Here is a 21,216-nt window from a genome sequence, read left to right as displayed (position 1 = left end):
GAAAGGAACTCGACTTCGTGTAGTCGAGTTCCTTTTTTCAATCAAGTTCTGATTTACTGGCTTTTGCGGCCATCGCCTTGTTCTTATTCCAAACCTTGAACTTCATGAAAACGGCGGCAAGACCGATGATCACGATGAATAAAAGGCTGATGAAAAAACCTGGACGTATTTCTTTTTCAAGCAGAGTGCCACTGACCGCCGCTAAAATTAAAAGAAGTCCGAAAACGGCCGTAATCTTACTCCAAATCTTATTCTCCAAGATTTTGAATGAAGAAAGAATGATGAATGCCCAGTTATACAAAAGTAATATTCCAGCAGATGTTGTAATGTATTCATAAATCTTGCCTGGCAGGAGCAAGGCAGTGATGATTGATCCTAATAGTCCTAAGGCTCCAAGACCCAGTGAAGGCAGTGGAAGGTCCTTGAATTTCTTGATCTTTTGCATGAATAATGAGGGTGCATTCCCGTCATTGGATAGCGTTACCAATAGATTGGTTACACCAAATAGTGAAGCGGTCATCGTCGAGAAACCGGCAATGATGATCGCACCATTAAAAACGTGCGGGAAAAATGCCAGATGATAACTGTCCAATGCCGAAACGAATGGACTTTCTTTTTCACTGAATGCACCTAACGAAATCATGGTTACGGCTAACCCCAATGAAACCACATAGATGATGGTAAGAACCAAGAGCATGATCGTCCCTGCCTTTGGCGCATCTTCCTTCTTTTTAAGCTGCATCGCCATCAGTCCAATGACCTCAATGCCGCCAAACGCATAAAAGGCATAGATAAGTGATGTCCAAAACCCTTTTAGGCCTTTTGGGAATAATTCATTGTACGTATTCGGAAAGGATGGCGGTTTCGCTCCAGCAAGACCAAACCAGCCGAAAACGGCACATATGGCTATAATGATAAACATTACGATTGCTGCTGTCTTAATTACCGCAAGGATGTTTTCCACCCTGTCGAACCCTTTTGTTCCCAGCAATACCACCACGATTGAAACGATGGCAAAACCGGATGCAAATAGCCACAGCGGCACTTTCGGGAACCAAAATTGAGATAATAGCGAAAGCGCAGTAAGCTGGCTTCCCATGATCAATATATTGGAGGACCAATAATTCCAGCCACAGCTAAAGCCAGCCCATCGTCCAAATGCTTTATTGGCATAATAACAAAAAGAACCTTCTTGAGGATCGGCAGCCGTCATCTTGGCAAGCAGATTATAAACGATGTAGGTACCTAGTGCAGCCAGTACAAATGAAAATACAATGGATGGCCCCGTCGTTTTAATCCCTATGGTCGATCCGAGGAAATACCCTGTCCCGATCGTACAGCCTACACCGACCAATGATAGCTGCCACCATTTCATATCGCCTTGTTGTTCACCTGATGCATTAGAATCTTGGACAGCCTTCCCTTTCGCTGAACTGCAATTGGCTTTTGTTGTCATAACATTTACCCCCTTCCATCATTCATAGTGTTGATAATGCCACAATGAATTATGCAAGGAAGAAGTTTTCAAATACCCTATCCTATGTATTAACCGGAAAGCATTCTGCTTTATGATATGATGGCAGAAATGCCTTGATATGCAAAATAAACACCAAAGCCGACCAATGATAATCCAGAGATGATCGAAATGGCCATTAAGCTTCTTTCATTTAAAAACCTGCGAAATCCATTCGTTAATGCCGCTACAAAAAAATCCCAGCAGGTAAGTCCAAGGAAGATCATCCCGCTATAAATGAAAAGTTGTGATGTCCCATAACTTGAAGCTGTTTTAGCTAAAATAGATCCATATATCCCCAACCAAAATAAAATGGATAATGGACTGGTCACAGACATGATGAACCCAGTCAAAAAACAGGAAATGAAAGAATCTTTATTCCGATATTCATTTAATAATATCGTGTTAACCCGTAAAACACTTTCAACACCAGAATAAATAAGCACGAATCCCCCAAAAAGCCATAGAAAAATCTGGACAATCGGAATTTCTAAAAACCGTACCATACCTACATACACTAAAATCATGAACAAGGCATCTGCAATCATCGACCCTGCCCCAACGATCCAGGCATGCCAAAACCCGTTTTTGATTCCTTTATCGATACGAGCAGAGTTCACCGGACCGATCGGTGCTGCAAGGGTAAGTCCCAAGAAAAAGTAACTCAGCAGTAAATGTACACTCAAAAAGCATCACTCCTTCGAGCTAGTTCATGACTTGTACATTTTATGTGACAACCTTCTGCCTATAACCACATGCAAAAAAAATTTTCCCGATTACAAAAAAGCCGTGGGAAAGCCCGGCTTTTTTGGGGGATTTCTATAGAAACCTTTAGGCAGCAGCTTCTTTTTTGTCTGAACTAATGAATTTCATAACAATCAATACGATGCCTATACCAATGATCCCTGAAATGATATAGGTCAAATTGATATGATTTTTCATGACAAGGGACATGACCGGAGGGCCTGCCGCAACTCCGATGAACCTTGATGACATATAGAAGGAGGTAATTGTCCCCCGCTGTTCCTTTTTTATATTTTGAGTCATGATTGCGTCGAGTGTCGGCAATAACGCACCAATCGCTATTCCCACCAAGCTCGTTACGAGTAATAAAAGGAAAACCTTGTTTTTTGTAAAACCGACAAATACAAGGCTGATTGAAAGGACAGCTATACTGATCATGATGATCTTCTTCATGATTGGTAATTCACCCTTGATTTTTTTCCCGGCAACATAAGAAGATACACAAAGGAAAAACAGCGGGATCGCTATCACTAAACCTTTTTTAACTCCATGCAAATCATGGATTTTTTCCAGATTATCAGACAAAAAGAAAAGAACACCGAACAAAACCAACATGACAAATACACCAATCAGGAAAACTGTATATAACCATTTTCCTTCCTGCTTGAATATTTTTTTCGTATCATGCCAGAATTCTTTGAATTTCTTCGGCTCATCCTTCTCCTTTGGTACCTTTATAAAGAAAAAGACCAAGACAATAGATATTAAACTGAAGAATGAAATCGAGAAGAAAGGTAAAAACCAGATAAATGCAGCAAACAGGGAACCCAGTATCGGACTCAGTACTTTCCCAAATGTATTCGAGGTTTCTATAATTCCTAAACACGAGCTGGTTTTCTCATCATCATCCTTGTATAAATCCCCCACCAGAGGCAAAATGATGGGCGAGGCCCCAGACGCCCCAATCCCCTGCAATACCCTCCCGATGATGATCCATGTGTATGGATTTTCCATTTTCCATGATGCATAACCTGCGATCAAACCGCCGATAAGAGCAAGGATCAAGCTTGGCAGAATCACCATTTTCCGTCCAAATCGATCTGATAAATAACCCGCTATGGGAATTAAAAAAATGGATGCTACGGAATAGCTTGTTATCACCATGCTTGATTGGAATGAAGATATCCCCACCTTTTCCTCGAAAATGGGCAAAACCGGGATAAGCATTGAATTTCCAAGTGTCATTACCAATGGAATCGATGCCATACTGATCAGGCACCACACGCTTACATCTTTATTTTGCTTCTCATGACCCTCCATACTTACACTCCTCATCCATTATAAAAGCAACTTATTGCATAAAAGGTAACCATTTTTGTTTTGCATCACTATTAGATGTCTCCAATTATTATGTTATAGCGCAGAAAGATTTATTCAGTAGCGCTTCACCCAAAATTACCCCTTTTGACCGTTAAAACAAAAAATCCATTCTTTTTAAGAATGGATTTCCCGCTTTCGTCTTTATAAAAGAATAATATTCCTCTTTTTACAGTCGTTTACTATTTGGTCATTCCATACCGAAACCTGAACCTCGCCAATATGTGCTTTCTTCAGCAAAAACATGCATAGTCTGGATTGCCCAATTCCTCCGCCTATTGAATACGGAAGCTTTCCTTCCAATACGGCCTTATGATAATCGAGCACCTTACGATTTTCGTTGTTGGATAATCTTAATTGTTTTAACAGAGACTTTTCATCTACTCGAATTCCCATTGAAGAAACTTCAAAAGCACATTCCAAGAGTGGATTCCATAAAACGATATCTCCATTTAGGTCCCAATCATCATAATCCGGAGAACGTCCATCATGCTTTTCCCCCGATTGTAACTCTCCGCCAATTTTCATGATGAAAATCGCACCATATTTCTTCGCTGCCACGTTCTCTCTTTCCTTCGAAGTCAGATTTGGGTATAAATCCTCCAGCTCCTGGGTCGTAATGAAGTGAATGTCATCAGGTAACACAGGCTTAAGCAGATGATGGAATTCAAACATATAACATTCGGTCGATTTAATGGCTCTATATATTTTTTTCACTTCAGATTTTAATGTATCTACATTACGCTGTTCTTTCGTTATGACTTTCTCCCAGTCCCATTGATCCACAAATAACGAGTGTAAATGATCCAGCTTTTCATCACGTCTTATCGCATTCATATTTGTGTAAATGCCTTCATCACACGCCAAACCATATCTAGAAAGAGTGATTCTTTTCCACTTTGCCAAAGATTGAACCACTTCGATTTGTTTATTCTTAATATCCAGAGCTTCAAAGGTAAGAATCCGCTCGACACCATTTAAATTGTCATTTATACCATTACCTTCATTTAAAATGATAGGTGCTGATACTTTAATCAGGTTTAACGCATTTGAAATTCCTTCTTCAAAATGATCCTTTATCTCATTTATTGCAATATCCGTATGCATGATATCAAGAATTGTGTTGTATTTATTTGGCATCGATAATTCAGGCATAATTATCCTCCAATTCCGCTTTGAATAGCGCATGCATTAAAATTGGCGTCTTTCCATTTGACTAAATTACATTATGAAGGAGTTTTCTGTGTTGTTACAAAAAGATCCATGTCAGACTAGGTACATCCATAAGCAGCAAACCGGACAATGATTCACCATATATCACCTCAAAAAATGGGTTAAAAAATGTGGTACAAGTCCAATTGTCTGAATACATTCAAATAAGTGAGGATGTAACAAACGATGAGGTGAGGAATTGGGTGTTTTTTTCAGCTATGTATTATTAGGCTTATCACTGGCGGCTCCTATCGGTCCTATAAATGCTGCTCAATTGGACAAAGGAATCAAGAAGGGATTTTGGCATGCCTGGGTTTTTGGCTGGGGTGCCATTTTAGCGGATTTTGTATTTATAGGCCTAGTCTTTTTCGGTGTCGTCCACTTTTTGGACAACTCCTTCATGAAGACATTTTTATGGCTTTTTGGATTTTTCGTCCTGACCTATACCGGAATTGAAAGTCTGTTAAGTGCAGGTAAGATTGAAGTGAATACACGAAAAGCGAAAGATTCCCTTCTTTCTTCATTCCTGACAGGATTCATCATGTCCCTTTCGAATCCTTTATCCATTTTGTTTTGGCTGGGGATTTATGGATCCATTCTCGCAAACTCCGCTTCAAAATATGATATGGATCAATTACTTTTATACAGTTCAGGGATCCTTGTCGGCCTCTTATCCTGGGACTTCGCAATGGCCATCATCGCCAGCACCTTCAGACGCTTTTTATCCAAACCCATTCTAATGGGCATCTCGATCATTTCAGGAATATCCCTTATAGGGATTGGCATTTACTTTGCCATCCAAGCAGCCAAGGTTTTATTTACATAAAGAGTTTAGGAAATATAAGAGTTTACTCGTAAATTCGTATAAGATATATAAAAGGCCGCCCATTTTAGTGTCCATCTTTGTCCATGTCGGACACTTATCCCTCTTTGTTCATAGCCTGAAAGGGTAAACACAAAGGGAGGATTTCTTGAATGTATAATAATTACGGTTATTACTCTTATAATGTTCCATATTATAATAATCCATATTATTACGATAATTCCTATGCTAATTTGCCTTATTATGATGACAGACTGCCCGTACAAACACTGGTTCCAGTAGCCACTATTCAGAGCCATTTGAACGCAGGCCGACAAGGTCATTGTTTCAGAGCATTTTGGGGTAACACCGAGCATACCTTTATTTTGATGGGCCTCAATACTGCCACTGGTATGGTACAGATTCTAGAAGGTGGTATCCCGAATGAGGTTCATCGTACAGATATAGTCGGATTGCAATACCTAGGATTAACCTGCCCTGTCGGTGGCGGCGGTCAAGGCGGCGGCCAAGGCGGCGGCCAAGGCGGCGGTCAAGGCGGCGGTCAAGGCGGCGGCCAAGGCGGCGGCCAAGGTGGCGGTCAAGGCGGCGGTCAAGGCGGCGGCCAAGGCGGCGGCCAAGGCGGCGGCCAAGGTGGCGGCCAAGGCGGCGGCCAAGGTGGCGGCCAAGGTGGCGGCCAAGGCGGACCGGGCGGTAACTGTTTTCAGCAGTTCATTCCTGGTGTTGGCTGGGTATGGATTTGTAGATAGAAAAAAGACAGCCGAGTTATTTCGGCTGTCTTTTTTTATTCAAACCTAATTCAATGGGCATTTACTCGTGAGTTTCGCGTATTTACTCGTGAATTGCGTGCATTTACTCGTGAATTGCGTGCATTTACTTGTGAATTTCGCGTATTTACTCGTGAGTTCGTGCTCTACTCGTGAATTTCGCGCATTTACTCGTGAGTTTCACGCATTTACTCGTGAATTTCGCGCATTTACTCGTGAGTTTCGCGCATTTACTCGTGAGTTTCACGCATTTACTCGTGAATTCCGGATTAAGCTGCTTTTTTGTTAGATGCTGCGTTCTTTTATTTGCTGAACCATTTTCTTGATGAACATTTCTATTGAGACATTTTCAACTTCATGTTCCCCGTATTTCCGGACATTTACTTGATCTTCTTTCTCTTCTTTATCTCCAAGAACCAGCATATATGGGATTTTCCCCATCTGCGCTTCCCTGACTTTATACCCCAGCTTTTCATTCCGATTATCAATTTTTACTCTTATGCCTTGATTCTTCAGTTCTTTTTGAACCTTTAAACAATAGTTCAAATGAACTTGTGAGACAGGGATAATCTGTACTTGCACCGGGGCAAGCCATACCGGAAAAGCACCGGCAAAGTGTTCTATCAGGATTCCGAAAAAACGATCGATCGATCCAAAAATGGCACGATGAATGACGACCGGACGGACTTTTTCATTATTTTCATCAATGTAAGCCAGATCGAATTTGTCAGGCATTTGAAAATCAAGTTGGATTGTTGCACATTGGTGGCTTCGTTTTAATGCATCTTTAATATGAAAATCAATTTTCGGTCCATAAAATGCCCCGTCTCCTTCATTTACTTGATAATCTATCCCGATGCTTTCCAGAACATTTTTCAAGGCTGTTTCAGAAGCTTCCCAAAGGGAGTCATCACCCATTGAATCCTCTGGACGCGTCGAGAGCTCCACGGAATACTCGAATCCAAAAGTGCGATACACCTTATCGATCAGATAAAATACTTGTTTAATTTCACTTTCGATTTGATCCTGCCGAACATAGATGTGGGCATCATCCTGACAAAATGTACGGACACGCAGCATCCCGTTCAATGCACCGCTATATTCATGACGGTGGACTTGACCGAATTCGGCCATCCGGATGGGTAAATCCCTGTATGAATAAAGACTGTTTTTGAAAATAAGCATATGCCCCGGACAGTTCATTGGCTTCATCGCGAATTTTGTTTGGTCCACCTCAGTGAAGTACATATTCTCATGGTAATGATCCCAGTGACCCGATTGTTCCCATAACCGCTGGTTCATCATGAAAGGAGTCCGAACTTCGTCGTAATCAGCCTCAGTCTGAAGCTCCCTCGAGAACTTCTCCAATTCATTTCTAACGATTTGCCCTTTCGGTAAATAAAACGGCATTCCAGGTGCTTCCTCCGAAAACATGAATAACTCCAACTGCTTCCCTAATTTACGGTGATCGCGTTTGGCCGCTTCTTCCAGGAATTTAAAATGATCCTGTAAATCTTTGTTCTTTCGGAAAGCGACGCCATACACCCTTTGAAGAACTTCGTTTTGATTGTCTCCCCGCCAATAGGCACCTGATACGCGAGTCAATTTGAACGATTTTATAAATGATGTGGATGGAAGGTGGGGCCCTCTGCAAAGATCGACGAATTCCCCCTGATGATAGAGCGTTAATTTTTCACCATTCGGGATGTTCTTTGCTATATCCAACTTGAATGACTCCCCTCTGCCCTCGAATAACTTCACAGCTTCTTCATAAGTCACTTCGATCCTTTTTATTTCCAGATTTTCACTTATGATATGTTCCATCTCTTTTTCAATGGCTTGTAGATCTTCTGAGCTCAAAGGATGGTCTAACTTAAAATCATAGTAAAAACCATCTTCCACGACTGGCCCCATCCCCAATTCCACATTTTGGTATAACCTTTTCACAGCCTGCGCCAAAACATGCGCCGCTGTATGTCGTAACACTTGTAATCCTTCATCCGAATCCAGAGTCAAGATCGACAACTCGGCATCCTCATTCAGCTTGTGACTTAGATCAACCAGTTGCTTATCCAGTTTGCCTGCTACTGCCTTTTTCCTTAAACTTGAGCTGATGGACCCTGCCACACTTTCCACTGTCATCCCTTGCGGATATTCCTTTTGCTGCCCATCCGGGAATTGAACTTTAATCATTTTTTCCCCCATCACATAAACACCCCTTTTTTAGTAATAAAAAAACGCACTCATCCCTATATAAGGGACGAGTGCGTTTACCCGTGGTTCCACCCAATTTCCCATAAGCAAAAAACACTCATGGCTCTGGAGCTTGTAACGCGGCTTAGACGATATCAGTTACTCTTGTTCACCGATATAGCTCAAAGGCGGTAAATCAGTTTCCTAAGCCAGGAAGTTCGCACCTGCCCTTCCCTCTCTGCAGACCGTAAAAATGATTCATGTCCTTATCATGGCAATATTTTTATATATAAAAAAACGCACCCATCCCTATATAAGGGACGAGTGCGTTTATACCCGTGGTTCCACCCAATTTCCCATAAGCAAAAAAACACTCATGGCTCTGGAGCTTGTAACGCAGCTTAGACGATATCAGTTACTTTTGTTCACCGATATAGCTCAAAGGCGGTAAATCAGTTTCCTAAGCCAGGAAGTTCGCAGCTGTCCTTCCCTCTCTGCAGACCGTAAAATTGATTCATGTCCTTATCATGGCAATAATTATAATAATAAAAAACGCACCCATCCCTAAGTAAGGGACGAGTGCGTTACCCGTGATTCCACCCAATTTCCCATAAGCAAAAAACACTCATGGCTCTGGAGCTTGTAACGCAGCTTAGACGATATCAGTTACTCTTGTTCACCGATATAACTCAAAGGCGGTAAATCAGTTTCCTAAGCCAGGAAGTTCGCACCTGCCCTTCCCTCTCTGCAGACCGTAAAAATGATTCATGTCCTTATCATGGCAATATTTTTATATATAAAAAAACGCACCCATCCCTATATAAGGGACGAGTGCGTTTATACCCGTGGTTCCACCCAATTTCCCATAAGCAAAAAAACACTCATGGCTCTGGAGCTTGTAACGCAGCTTAGACGATATCAGTTACTTTTGTTCACCGATATAGCTCAAAGGCGGTAAATCAGTTTCCTAAGCCAGGAAGTTCGCAGCTGTCCTTCCCTCTCTGCAGACCGTAAAATTGATTCATGTCCTTATCATGGCAATAATTATAATAATAAAAAACGCACCCATCCCTAAGTAAGGGACGAGTGCGTTACCCGTGATTCCACCCAATTTCCCATAAGCAAAAAACACTCATGGCTCTGGAGCTTGTAACGCAGCTTAGACGATATCAGTTACTCTTGTTCACCGATATAACTCAAAGGCGGTAAATCAGTTTCCTAAGCCAGGAAGTTCGCACCTGCCCTTCCCTCTCTGCAGACCGTAAAAATGATTCATGTCCTTATCAATGCTTCTGAAATGTAAATGGATTTTTATATTGTTATATATATTACAATATATTTCCATAAGTGACAACCTCAAATTTATTAATTTCATTGCAAACACTGAATTGGTATAATTAGTAAAAAAAGGAGTCTCTATGAAACGTTTAAGCAATTGGTCCGTTGTATTTGCAGTAATCGGTACACTATCATTTTGCTGTTCCCTTTCTTTACTAAAAGCCTCCGAGCAGCTTATGATTTCAGGATTCGGTGCGTTACTTCTTGGTATGTTATGCAGTTTCGGGGCAATGTATAAAAATGAAAAAGGAAAGTCGAAAAAAATGGCTGTTGCTGCATTCTTACTTTTAAGTTTCATTCTCGTTTGGAATGACCCATTTCAAATTGTCAGGCTCTTGACCTGGATGAAAAATTAATCAAAATGAAAAACCCGTTCACCATGACGGGTTTTTTGATTGATTCAATTTTCATCGGCTATCGTTCCACTTGAATTCTTTATTCTAAGCCAAAGCGAAAGTCCAGTGGTCCAGAGAATTAGCGCGCATCCAAAGCCCAGCAAGGATAACCGTACAAGGATTTGATGCTCCCTAAACATGACAGTGTCTGGCACAATAAGCAATGTGATAAGCGCCAATAAGCAGAGAAGCACTCCTGTTGCATAGTAGATCTTGATTTGAAAAAGCGATGCCAAAGGTAAAAAATGAATTCCTACAATAATGGCGATGACTCCTGGTATAAGATCGGTCTGATCGATCAAATTACAGATGGCAATGGCAATCCCGATAAGCAAACCTTCGGCAATGAAGACCATATTAAACAAAAAGCCGATACGCTTAAGACGCCTAGCCCCATTTTCTGAAACTTGATTGGACATTTTTTGTGATGCATGAATTAATGAAATGCCGACGATAACCAGTATGATTCCGATCAATATGGCTGCGAGTTCCACGTAGGGAAACCCCCACCCCTGCAATCCCATTACACCGGTACCTGCCCACAGTGTACCGAAGAACGCCATGAAAATGACTCCAATTCCAGAACCGCGAAACGCCTCTTTCATCCTCATTTTCCTTTCAACCACAGTATTATCGTACATAGAATAATAGTATTTCACACCCTCCCCAAATATTCAGCTACAAAAAATGATTCATTTTCGGAGATATATTCTTATTTTCGAAGATATATTCTAATTTTCGGAGATATAATTCTATTTTCGAAGATATATTTCTGTTTTCGAAGATATAATTCTATTTTCGAAGATATAATCCTTTTTTCGAAGATATAATCCTTTTTTCGGAAATATAATTCTGTTTTCGGAGAAAAAACCTGAGTCCCCAAAGGGATCTCAGGTTTTTATCTATTCATGCCACATCTGATTTATCAAATTGACAATCTTTTAATGATATTAATTTGGTCTTGTGATAAATCTTGTATCCTAACCAGACCACCAGGAATATCGGTAATCCGATATAGGAGACAGCGACGCCATACCAGTCGATGCTGCCGCTTAGGAATGCTTCGTAATTCTGTCCTGCTATGACACCCATGCACAGGGTGAATGAAAGGATCGGACCGAATGGAAACCATTTTGCTTTATATTTCAGTTCGTTTAGGTCACCGCCCTGTGCAACATAGGCACGTCTAAAGCGATAATGGCTTATGGCGATTCCAATCCAGGCGATGAATCCAGTAAGCCCGGATGCATTCAATAGCCATGTAAATACATGGTCCCCGAAAATGGAGGTCAAGAAGGCGAGTCCTCCAATTAAGGACGTGATGATCAAAGCATTCATCGGGATTCCCCTGCGGTTGACTTTGGCCAGGAATTTGGGAGCTTGTTTATCTTTTGCCATCGACCATAACATCCGCGTTGATGCATATAGTCCCGAGTTCCCAGCGGATAGTAAGGAAGTCAACACGACCGCATTCATGACGGATGCCGCGAATGCCAACCCTGCCCGTTCAAAGACAAGCGTGAAAGGGCTTACAGAAATATTTTCGACATCCCCGTTCAGCAAACTTGGACTCGTATACGGAATCAAGAGGCCGAGTATCAGGATGGCTCCGATGTAAAATAATAGGATGCGCCAAAATACTTGGCGGATCGCATTCGGAACATTTTTTTCGGGATTTTCACTTTCCCCGGCAGCAATACCAACCAGTTCCGTGCCTTGAAAAGAAAATCCCGCGATTAGGAAGATTGAGATGATCGATAAAAATCCTCCCTTGAATGGTGCCTCCTCCATAGTGAAGTTTTCAAATCCGATCACCTTTCCGCCAAAAACCCCAAATATGGTCAATAAACCAATAATGATGAAGCAAATGATGGCAATGACTTTTATTAAGGCAAACCAATATTCAGATTCACCATAGCTTTTAATGGATAGGGCGTTGAGGGTGAAGACGATTCCAAGAAATAGTGCACTCCATATAAGGCTGGGTACATCAGGGAGCCAGAATTTCATGATGATGGCTGCAGCAGCTATTTCCACGGCAAGGGTGACTGCCCAGTTAAACCAATAATTCCAGCCAAGTGCAAAGCCGAATGCGGGATCAACAAAGCGTGTGGCGTAGGTGGAAAATGATCCAGACACAGGCATATATGTCGCCATTTCCCCTAAGCTCGTCATCAGGAAATATACCATGATTCCAATGCAGGCATATGCAGCGAGGGCACCGCCGGGCCCTGCGCTCTGGATGGTTGCCCCGCTTGCCAGGAATAATCCGGTTCCTATTGAACCGCCAATGGCAATCATGGTCATATGCCTTGCTTTCAGTTGCCTTTTAACTGTCGGTTCTTGATTATCAATGAGATTCATATCCATATGGTTCCTACCTCATTTTCTTTTAAAGTTAAAAGTTCAAGAAATAGTAAAAAGTTTTAATAACCGCTTTTCGCTTTACTTGCTGGAATGCTATCCAGTTTAATTTCCATTGCCTGGTATCGTCTCCCTATTTCCGGTTTGGGTGACCCCATCCTGCTCAGGCTCCATTCCACACCATTGAATGAGAGTAAGCGCAATGATTTCGGCTGTGGAAAACACATTGTCGAGCAGGATGTATTCATTTGGATAGTGGGCAACCTCGGTTACTCCCGGCCCGAAAACGATTGCAGGCGTTTCACCGACATGTGTCAGCAATCCCCCATCCGTTCCCCAAGGGGAGGCTTCAATGACAGGGTCCTGTCCGGCCACTTGCCGATATTGATGAACAAGCGCATTCATCAGTTCATGCTCTACATCAATTGCTCCTGGAACCCAGCGTGCCCCGAACCATTCCAATACGGGCGGGTTTTCCTTGAACCATTGGTCCACTTCCCCCAGCTGTAATAACCAGGCCGCCATTTCATCCTTCGCCTGCTCCATCGTTTCCTCCGGCGCAACGCCCATTCTTCCTTCGATTTTCACAAGGTCAGGGACGGATGACGGCCAATTACCGCCTTCAATGACGCCTAGATTGATCGGAATCGGAATAGGCGTGTTCTGATAAAGCGGATCACTGATACGTGCATTTCGCTTGTCTTCCAAGGCACGAATATGATTGATGACGGTCATGCTTTTTTCAATCGCACTAACGCCTTCATACCTTGTTCCGCCATGTGCTGACCGTCCTTTCACATGGATCCGGAACCACATCGAACCCTGCTGTTTCGGGAAGATCCTCATATTCGTCGGTTCAGGGATCAGGGCGGCATCGGCTTTATATCCCCTCAGGACGGCCGCCAATGTTCCGGCTCCGCCGCTTTCTTCTTCAATCACACTTTGAAAAATGACATCTCCCTTTAATTGGATGCCATTTTCCTTCAATGCCTGCATCGCAAGGATCAGCGATACATTTCCACCCTTCATATCGGTTACTCCGCGTCCAAACATCCTTCCATTCTTAATGGCTCCGCTATAGGGGTCGTCGTCCCACTGATCCCGGTCTCCATCCGGGACCACATCGATGTGTCCGTTCAAAATGATGGAACGTCCGCCTCCAGTCCCTTTCATGATACCTACCACATTGGGGCTGTTGGAAAATTCACTGCGTGGAGAATAGAAATAAGAATGCTTTTTCAGCTCTCCGCCGTCAGGTTCCCAACTATCGATTTGCAGACCCATTTCCTGCAGCTTTTGGGCGACGATGGCCTGTGCCCCTGCTTCATTTCCTTGCGTACTCGGGGCTTGTACCATTTTTTGCAACAGGTTTGTTCCTTCTTCCCGATGATCCTTGATCCATTGGTTTATCCGTTTTTTTATATCCGGCACATTTATCCTCCTTAAATACACATATTCTCATAGATTACTGAAAGTCCCATTCCACCTGCCATACACAACGTTACCATTCCGTACTTAACTTGTGAACGCAACATTTCATGCATCAGTGTGACAGTCAATTTTGCACCTGTTGCTCCTACAGGGTGACCAAGTGCAATTGCCCCTCCATTGACATTGACAATATCCTGATTCAAATCTAACTCCTTGATCACTGCAAGTGCTTGGGCAGCAAAGGCTTCATTAAGTTCAATCAGTCCGATATCCTCTAACGATAGACCTGCTTTTGCCAATGCCTTTCGAGTCGCTGGTACGGGTCCAATCCCCATAACTCCAGGTTCAACTCCTGCACTGGCGAAAGCCTTTATTTTCAAGAGCGGTTTTAATCCCTTTTCTTCTGCATGCTGCTTGGACATTAATAGTACAGCTGCAGCTCCATCATTCATAGGACAGGCATTTCCTGCCGTAATGGTTCCATCATTTTTGAATACTGCTGGAAGACTGGCTAGTTGATCTAGATGAATGTCCTCGCGTACCCCTTCGTCATGGTTGAAGATTTGAAGTCCTTTTCGATTCTTGATTTCAAGCGAAATAATTTCTCGATCAAAGCGCCCCTCTACTATAGCTTTCCAAGCCTTCTTGTGACTTTGATAAGCAAATTGATCCTGTTCTTCACGACGGATACCGTATTTTTCAGCCAAGCGCTCGGCGGTTATTCCCATATGCTCATTTCCCAAGGAACATATTAATCCATCTGCCAGCAGAGCATCCTCCATCGTTACGTTTCCAAATTTACTGCCCCATCTATTTTTCACGATATAAGGCACATTGCTCATGCTCTCCACTCCGCCGGCAATGATTACGTCTTCTTGACCAGCAGCGATAGTTAAAGCGGCGTTGGTAATGGCCTTTAAACCTGATCCACATGCTTTGATAACAACGTGGCCTGTGACACTGTGTGGGAAACAAGCCATCTGCGACGAAATACGGGCCGAGTTAAGTCCGCCTCCGTGGACATAGCCATGTCCGAAAATCACTTCATTTACCTTTTCTTTACCTAACCCAGAATTATCCATTAAACCTTCCAATACTTGACGGCCCAAATCGGTAGCTTTAACATTCCGGAGTGATTTGCCAAAGGATCCAACTGCAGTTCGCGCTCCAGCAACGATGACAACCTCATTCATGCTTTTTTCCTCCTCTTACCTATTCAATGGTGTTGACAGCAGCATGGATTTTCAGCGTTGCCTCTGTATTCCTTATCACATCATCCACGGTATATGGCATCATGACTTCCTTAAGCACCAATCCCTCTTCTGTAACTTCCATGACTGCCATTTCCGTAATGATTAAATCCACACTCTGCTTTGCCGTCAATGGAAGCGTACATGTCTTCAATATCTTCGATTCACCCTGCTTATTCACGTGATTCATCAGGACGATCACCTTTTTGGCTTTCTGGGCAAGTTCCATTGCCCCTCCCATCCCCGGCACCCGCTTTCCTGGGACGATCCAATTCGCCAAATCACCTTTCTCACTCACTTCCAGGGCTCCAAGGATCGTAATGTCAATGTATCCTTTCCTGATCATTCCAAACGCTGTTGCACTGTCAAAATATGAAGCTCCCATTACAGTGGTGATCGGGAACCCTCCCGCATTACAGAGGGCAGGATCTTCTTGCCCGGGATCAGGACTTGGCCCTGTACCGAGAACTCCATTTTCCGCATGGAACAGCACATGAATATCTTGAGGTATATGGTCGGCCACCAAGGTAGGGATGCCGATGCCTAAATTGACGATCAATCCGTCATGGATTTCCTTGGCGGCGCGTTTCGCGATACGATTTCGTACATCTACTGCCATGCCCATTTCCAATTCACCCCTTTTGTCGGAATCACCATATCTACATAAATGCCTGGAGTGGCAATACATTCAGGATCCAATTCGCCAACAGGAACGATTTCCTCTACTTCAGCAATCGTGAAGGCTCCAGCCATCGCGACGAGCGGATTGAAATTACAGGCAGTCTTGTCGTACACTAAATTCCCCAGTGAATCTGCCTTTTTGGCATGGACGATGCTGACTTCAGCCGTCAAAGCGGTTTCCACCAAGTATTCTTTTCCTTCTATCACCATCTTGTCCTTGCCTTCTTCGGCTATCGTACCAATCCCGACATCGACAAAAATCCCGCCTAAACCTACACCGCCAGCACGAATCCGTTCGGCTAATGTCCCTTGCGGTGAAAATTCTACCTGCAGCTTCCCTTCAGTCATGAGCCTGCCGGCATTAGGATTGGAACCGATATGCGAGGCGATCACTTTCTTTGCCCTTTCAGCAGTCACAAGCCGGCCAATGCCGATGTCAGGGAATCCAGTATCATTGCCAATCAAGGTCACTTCCTTGACGCCCTTGTCAAGGATACCCTGCACGAGTGTCGGAGGAGTCCCCACTCCGCCAAACCCGCCATACATGAGTGTGCATCCATCGGAAATATGCTCCAATGCTTCTTCCATGGTCACAATTTTGTTTTTCTTCGTAATGACCTGCTTCATATCGTTCCTCCTAAATAGCCTGCATGTCCTCAATCAAACCTTCCGCGACCAATTCTTGCCGCAACTCTTCGAGGGAAGCTTCCAGTATCTTGACGAGGGTATCGATTTCTTCATTCGTAATGATTAATGGCGGAGATATGATAACCGCATCGCCAGCGATTCCTTCAATCGCACCTGCAGCAGGATAGATTAACAGTCCCTTAGCAAAAGCCTTATTGACAAGCCTTGCAGTCAGGCCGATTTGCAAGTCGAATGGCGTTTTTGATATTCGATTGGAGACAAACTCAAGCCCAAGGAGCAGCCCTTTCCCTCTTACATCACCAATGATGTCAAATTTCTCAGCCAATCCTTCCAGCTTCTTAAACAGATATTGACCTTTCTCTTCCGCTGCCTGAACCAGATCATTTCGCTCAATGTAGGAAAGCACTTCCAATGAAACGGCTGCAGAGAGAGGGTTTGCACTATATGTGTGTCCAGCCATGATTGATTTCGAACCTTTTAAAATGGGCTCCATGACACGGTCAGTAATCATCGTGGCTGCGATTGGAGTATAGCCGGCACTCATTCCTTTACCCAATGCGATGATATCCGGGGTGACTCCCCAGTGTTCCATTGCGAACATTTTTCCTGTTCGGCCGATGCCCGTCATTACTTCATCGGCGATAAAAAGAATGTCATAGGTTTCGCAGATCTCCTTAATCCTTTGATAGTAGCCATCCGGCGGTGTTACAGCACCAGCGGATGCCCCGATTATCGGTTCTGCGATGAAGGCTGCGATATTTTCGGAGCCGACCCTTTGAATAGCTGTCTCCAGTTCATCTGCACACTTAAGCATGCATCCGGAAGTTTCATTATTATGAGGACAGCGATAGCAGTAGGGAGCAGATATGCTAGGAAAATCCTCCAATAGCGGCACAAAACGTTTTCTTCTTGGTACATGACCTGACATCGATAAAGCGCCCATCGTGATCCCGTGATAACTCGTCCACCTGGATATGATGCGATTTTTTCTCTCGAACCCTTTTTCTTGCCAATGCTGTATTGCGATCTTCATTGCCGTTTCGGTCGCTTCCGATCCACTATTCACGAAAAACGACCAATTCAAATCCCCTGGAGCCAACTCACTTAGCTTTTTTGCCAATGCCTCTGCGGCTCCACTCGTAAAATGAGACCTATATGCAAAAGAAACTTTGCGGGCCTGCTCCGTCATTGCCTCGACAACATCCAATACACCATGGCCTATACTTGCCGTGACCGCTCCTGATGAGCCATCTATATACTGTTTTCCATCTGTATCAAAAAGATAAATTCCTTTCCCATGAGAGATAGTGGGATAGTCGTGATCTAAAGTAGGCTTAATCAAATGATTCCGTTCCATTTCATCTCTCCTTTTTAACGTTCGTACACATATCTATTAATAGATTAAGTTTTTAAAAGGAACCGATCTTAAAAGGTTCATCCTGAATCAGGATGGATTCGGTAGGGCAGCCTTCCATAGCATCTTGCATGTCATCATGCAGGATTTCAGGAACCTCGGCAATCCCTTGATTATCGTCCAAGATGACGAAAGCGATCCCTTGATCGTCATAGTCATAAATCTCAGGACCTGTTGCACCGCATGCCCCGCACGCAATACAGGTTTCTTTATCAACCCATGTGTATTTAGCCATAGAAACAATCCTCCTACTTGACGGATAAATCTTTACCCCAAATATTCATGTCCTCATACTTATCCCAAATATTGCAATTCTTCGTTAATCTGCCTCCATATTCATATCCCAGCTGATGAAAGACGGCATTCATGCCCATTGACAATGATCGCGCTAATGAATAAGAGCAATAAATGTTTTTCCTGAGCAATTCCTGTTCCAAGGCGGAGATGAGCACCTTCATGAAACCATGCTTTCGATGTTGGGGAATTGTTGCACAGTCCGTTAATTCAGCATTGTGATACATCTCATTCACTTCAGCAGATGCAGCACTCACTATGGTTCCTTCATATTCGATAACACTAAAGATCGTGCCTTCCTCCATCACTTTCTTGATATATCGCTCATCATTCATCGGTGTAGGATAGGTTTCAAAGATGGCACCATATAAATTCGCCAGCTCTTTTGCATCTTCAACCGTAGCAAACCGGAGGATATAATCCTTAGGTATTTGCTGAGATTCAATCAGTCTAGAAATCTCACTTACATCTTGGATGACTTTATCTTCCTTGACCCAAAAGTCGCTTGTTCGCCTTTCATCCGTTAAATAGAAGGCCATGCAATAAGCATCATTCCCTTTGAAATACTTGCTCAATATTCCCTCCAGCATGAATCCTTTACCCAACGCCGCTGATAAATCTTCATTCCTCGCTTTAAGTATCACTTTTGTAAAGCCCTGCTCCTTTGCGATGGCAAGGGCCCGATCGATCGCTTTTTTGATATTTCCCCGACAATCATCCATGCGTAAGCGCTGATTGGCATGGTCATGATAGAGCTCCATCGTATAACAATCCCCGGTCTCCATTTGGGTGAAAAAAGGCAGCTTTTGAACAGGCATCATGAACCCCCCTTATTTAAAGAATTCGGGAGAAGAGATGCATATCATCCGCTTCTCCCGGCATTCTATTTCCAATTGAATAATTTTTTGACAGGTGCCTGAAGAAGCTGATCATACGTGAACTCATCAGGATATTCACTCACATCATATATGGATAAGGCTTCATCCACCTTTTGATTCATCGAATCTGATACATAGATTCCGCATTCAGGACAGTTTACGGCTGGAACTTGAAGGACTTTTATTGAGCGTTTCCCGTCAGGCATGATCCAGTAACAATCTTTCTTTTCACTTTCTTCTACGTTTGGGGCATTGCACCATAAGCAGTCCATCTTCATTCCTCCTTGCCATCAGATTTCACCGAGCCACTGGCGGCCATGGCGTTCTTTTTTTCTTGGGCTAACCTTAATTTTTCCTTCATTTCATCCCGTTTATCACGGCGATCCTTCAAGGAGGCATGTTCATCAGTGCTTTCATACGCTTTTCTCTTGTCAAGACGACGAAGGCCCTCTGGCACCAAGTTGAATTTCTCGTCCGTCATGAGAGCGGAAATCCCGACGGCTTCTTTCCTATCCGCAGTACCATACACTTCATCAAAGTAAGCATCCGCACTGCCGGCAACATAATTCTTTGGCTCCGGATAGCTTGTGATTACTCCTTCAAAGTTCCGTAAAACGACTTTATCCGGACTTTGCGAAAGAAGGTAATTCGGAGTCAAGGCAATCTTTCCGCCACCGCCAGGAGCATCCACCACAAAGGTTGGCACTGCATATCCTGATGTATGGCCGCGCAGCGCTTCAATGATTTCCAAACCTTTTGAAACCGGCGCCCGGAAATGGCCAATCCCTTCAGATAGATCACATTGATAAATGTAATAAGGTCTTACCCTTGCTTTTACACAGTCATGCATAAGCTTTTTCATGATATGGACACTATCGTTGATACCAGCTAGGATGACTGCCTGATTACCAAGCGGCACTCCTGCCATCGACAGCATATCACATGCCTTTTTCGCTTCATCCGTCAGTTCAAGTGAATGATTGAAATGCGTATTCAACCAAACCGGATGGTATTTTTTCAGAATATTACATAAATTTTCCGTAATCCTCTGCGGGAAAACGACCGGTGCACGTGTTCCGATCCGAATGATTTCCACATGCGGAATGGCACGTAAGTTACTCAATACGTATTCAAGGATCTTATCATTGATCAACAGGCCGTCTCCACCAGAGATCAGCACGTCCCTCACTTCCGGAGTGTTCCGGATATATTCAATCGCCCCGTCAAGCTGCTTCTTGGGAACCCCCATGCCAACCTGACCTGAAAAACGGCGTCGCGTACAATATCTGCAGTACATGGAGCATTGGTTCGTTACAAGGAATAGAACGCGATCCGGATATCGATGCGTCAATCCCGGAACAGGGGAATCCTCATCCTCATGCAGCGGATCCTCCAAATCATATCTAGTCTTGTTCATTTCTGCCGAAAGCGGTACCGACTGTAAACGAATCGGACAGCGAGGATCATCGGGATTCATCAATGAAGCATAATAAGGCGTAATGTTCAACGGAATCGTTTGAGTCGAGATCCGGACTCCTTCCTCTTCTTCAGGTGTCAGGTTGACGACCTTTTTCAGATCATCCAGTGTTTTAATCGTGTTTGTCAATTGCCAAAGCCAATCATTCCACTGCTCTTCCGTTACGTCCTTCCACAGTTCGATATCATTATAATGCCTGCGTCCACCTAGGTATTCTTTATGTTTTACATCCATTCCCATCAAATTCATTAATAATGCCCCCTTATTATAAGAACTTATCTATATACTCTCGCAAGAATGATGCCAACATTGATAACAAGGAAAACATAAGCAAAAGGGGGCCAACCAAGCTTAAAATCGCAAGATATTTTTCATAACGCATAATTTTTTGCAGCCAGATTCTTTGCGCCAAGCAAATAA

Annotated in this window: 19 protein-coding genes and 5 other annotated features; of the genes, 3 read left to right on the top strand and 16 right to left on the bottom strand. The window is 43.4% G+C overall.

Annotation, left to right across the window (positions count from 1 at the left end; translation table 11 throughout):
- Positions 1–37: 37 nt before the first annotated feature.
- The 4 genes from MPH60_RS01600 to asnA form a co-directional block, all read right to left on the bottom strand.
- The gene (locus MPH60_RS01600; RefSeq protein WP_241589203.1) at positions 38–1,456 is read right to left on the bottom strand and encodes an amino acid permease; all 1,419 of its coding nucleotides are present in this window, start codon (positions 1,454–1,456) and stop codon (positions 38–40) included.
- A gap of 110 nt (positions 1,457–1,566) precedes the next feature.
- On the bottom strand, positions 1,567–2,199 hold the full coding sequence (locus MPH60_RS01595; RefSeq protein ID WP_241589204.1) for a LysE family transporter: 633 nt from the start codon (positions 2,197–2,199) through the stop codon (positions 1,567–1,569).
- Between the two features lie 145 nt (positions 2,200–2,344).
- The gene (locus MPH60_RS01590; protein ID WP_241589205.1) at positions 2,345–3,577 is read right to left on the bottom strand and encodes an MFS transporter; all 1,233 of its coding nucleotides are present in this window, start codon (positions 3,575–3,577) and stop codon (positions 2,345–2,347) included.
- Between the two features lie 201 nt (positions 3,578–3,778).
- A complete protein-coding gene (gene asnA / locus MPH60_RS01585; protein WP_241589412.1) occupies positions 3,779–4,774 on the bottom strand; it encodes an aspartate--ammonia ligase in 996 nt (331 codons plus the stop codon).
- 271 nt (positions 4,775–5,045) lie between these two features.
- Between asnA and MPH60_RS01580 the strand changes: the two genes are divergently transcribed.
- The gene (locus MPH60_RS01580; RefSeq protein ID WP_241589206.1) at positions 5,046–5,672 is read left to right on the top strand and encodes a LysE family transporter; all 627 of its coding nucleotides are present in this window, start codon (positions 5,046–5,048) and stop codon (positions 5,670–5,672) included.
- Between the two features lie 149 nt (positions 5,673–5,821).
- Complete coding sequence (locus MPH60_RS01575; protein WP_241589207.1) at positions 5,822–6,415, top strand: hypothetical protein; 594 nt, start codon at positions 5,822–5,824, stop codon at positions 6,413–6,415.
- 303 nt (positions 6,416–6,718) lie between these two features.
- On the opposite strand, the gene thrS is transcribed toward MPH60_RS01575, so the two are convergent.
- Positions 6,719–8,626 (bottom strand): threonine--tRNA ligase, encoded by a 1,908-nt coding sequence (thrS, locus tag MPH60_RS01570; RefSeq protein ID WP_405389150.1) that lies wholly within the window; start codon positions 8,624–8,626, stop codon positions 6,719–6,721.
- A 60-nt stretch (positions 8,627–8,686) separates the two neighbouring features.
- Positions 8,687–8,908 (bottom strand) — a binding site (T-box leader).
- A gap of 31 nt (positions 8,909–8,939) precedes the next feature.
- Positions 8,940–9,164: a binding site (T-box leader), on the bottom strand.
- Between the two features lie 30 nt (positions 9,165–9,194).
- Positions 9,195–9,415 (bottom strand) — a binding site (T-box leader).
- Between the two features lie 31 nt (positions 9,416–9,446).
- Positions 9,447–9,671: a binding site (T-box leader), on the bottom strand.
- Positions 9,672–9,701: 30 nt separating this feature from the next.
- Positions 9,702–9,922, bottom strand: a binding site (T-box leader).
- 122 nt (positions 9,923–10,044) lie between these two features.
- Between thrS and MPH60_RS01565 the strand changes: the two genes are divergently transcribed.
- Complete coding sequence (locus MPH60_RS01565) at positions 10,045–10,320, top strand: hypothetical protein (protein WP_241589209.1); 276 nt, start codon at positions 10,045–10,047, stop codon at positions 10,318–10,320.
- Between the two features lie 44 nt (positions 10,321–10,364).
- On the opposite strand, the gene MPH60_RS01560 is transcribed toward MPH60_RS01565, so the two are convergent.
- The 11 genes from MPH60_RS01560 to ablA form a co-directional block, all read right to left on the bottom strand.
- On the bottom strand, positions 10,365–10,964 hold the full coding sequence (locus tag MPH60_RS01560) for a DUF7010 family protein (RefSeq protein WP_241589210.1): 600 nt from the start codon (positions 10,962–10,964) through the stop codon (positions 10,365–10,367).
- Positions 10,965–11,265: 301 nt separating this feature from the next.
- Complete coding sequence (locus MPH60_RS01555; protein WP_241589211.1) at positions 11,266–12,729, bottom strand: amino acid permease; 1,464 nt, start codon at positions 12,727–12,729, stop codon at positions 11,266–11,268.
- Between the two features lie 99 nt (positions 12,730–12,828).
- On the bottom strand, positions 12,829–14,154 hold the full coding sequence (locus MPH60_RS01550; protein WP_241589212.1) for a peptidase: 1,326 nt from the start codon (positions 14,152–14,154) through the stop codon (positions 12,829–12,831).
- Between the two features lie 11 nt (positions 14,155–14,165).
- On the bottom strand, positions 14,166–15,347 hold the full coding sequence (locus tag MPH60_RS01545) for a thiolase family protein (RefSeq protein ID WP_241589213.1): 1,182 nt from the start codon (positions 15,345–15,347) through the stop codon (positions 14,166–14,168).
- 19 nt (positions 15,348–15,366) lie between these two features.
- Positions 15,367–16,029: a 3-oxoacid CoA-transferase subunit B gene (locus MPH60_RS01540; protein ID WP_241589214.1), complete on the bottom strand. Its 663-nt coding sequence runs from the start codon at positions 16,027–16,029 to the stop codon at positions 15,367–15,369.
- Positions 16,014–16,712 (bottom strand): CoA transferase subunit A, encoded by a 699-nt coding sequence (locus tag MPH60_RS01535; protein ID WP_272492780.1) that lies wholly within the window; start codon positions 16,710–16,712, stop codon positions 16,014–16,016. The genes MPH60_RS01540 and MPH60_RS01535 overlap by 16 nt, the downstream gene beginning before the upstream one ends.
- Before the next feature lie 10 nt (positions 16,713–16,722).
- The gene (locus MPH60_RS01530; protein ID WP_241589215.1) at positions 16,723–18,090 is read right to left on the bottom strand and encodes an aspartate aminotransferase family protein; all 1,368 of its coding nucleotides are present in this window, start codon (positions 18,088–18,090) and stop codon (positions 16,723–16,725) included.
- A 52-nt stretch (positions 18,091–18,142) separates the two neighbouring features.
- A complete protein-coding gene (locus MPH60_RS01525; RefSeq protein ID WP_241589216.1) occupies positions 18,143–18,382 on the bottom strand; it encodes a ferredoxin in 240 nt (79 codons plus the stop codon).
- A gap of 13 nt (positions 18,383–18,395) precedes the next feature.
- A complete protein-coding gene (ablB, locus tag MPH60_RS01520) occupies positions 18,396–19,262 on the bottom strand; it encodes a putative beta-lysine N-acetyltransferase (protein ID WP_405389145.1) in 867 nt (288 codons plus the stop codon).
- Positions 19,263–19,324: 62 nt separating this feature from the next.
- Positions 19,325–19,591, bottom strand: a complete 267-nt coding sequence (locus tag MPH60_RS01515) for a YokU family protein (protein WP_192206310.1) — start codon at positions 19,589–19,591, stop codon at positions 19,325–19,327.
- A 2-nt stretch (positions 19,592–19,593) separates the two neighbouring features.
- A complete protein-coding gene (gene ablA, locus MPH60_RS01510; RefSeq protein WP_241589414.1) occupies positions 19,594–21,030 on the bottom strand; it encodes a lysine 2,3-aminomutase in 1,437 nt (478 codons plus the stop codon).
- Positions 21,031–21,216 lie beyond the last annotated feature (186 nt).

The sequence above is a fragment of the Peribacillus sp. Aquil_B1 genome, assembly GCF_022603275.1.
Lineage (GTDB): Bacteria > Bacillota > Bacilli > Bacillales > DSM-1321 > Peribacillus.
The sequence above is the reverse complement of the archived record's forward strand: the minus strand, read 5'-3'. Positions and strand labels throughout refer to the sequence as shown.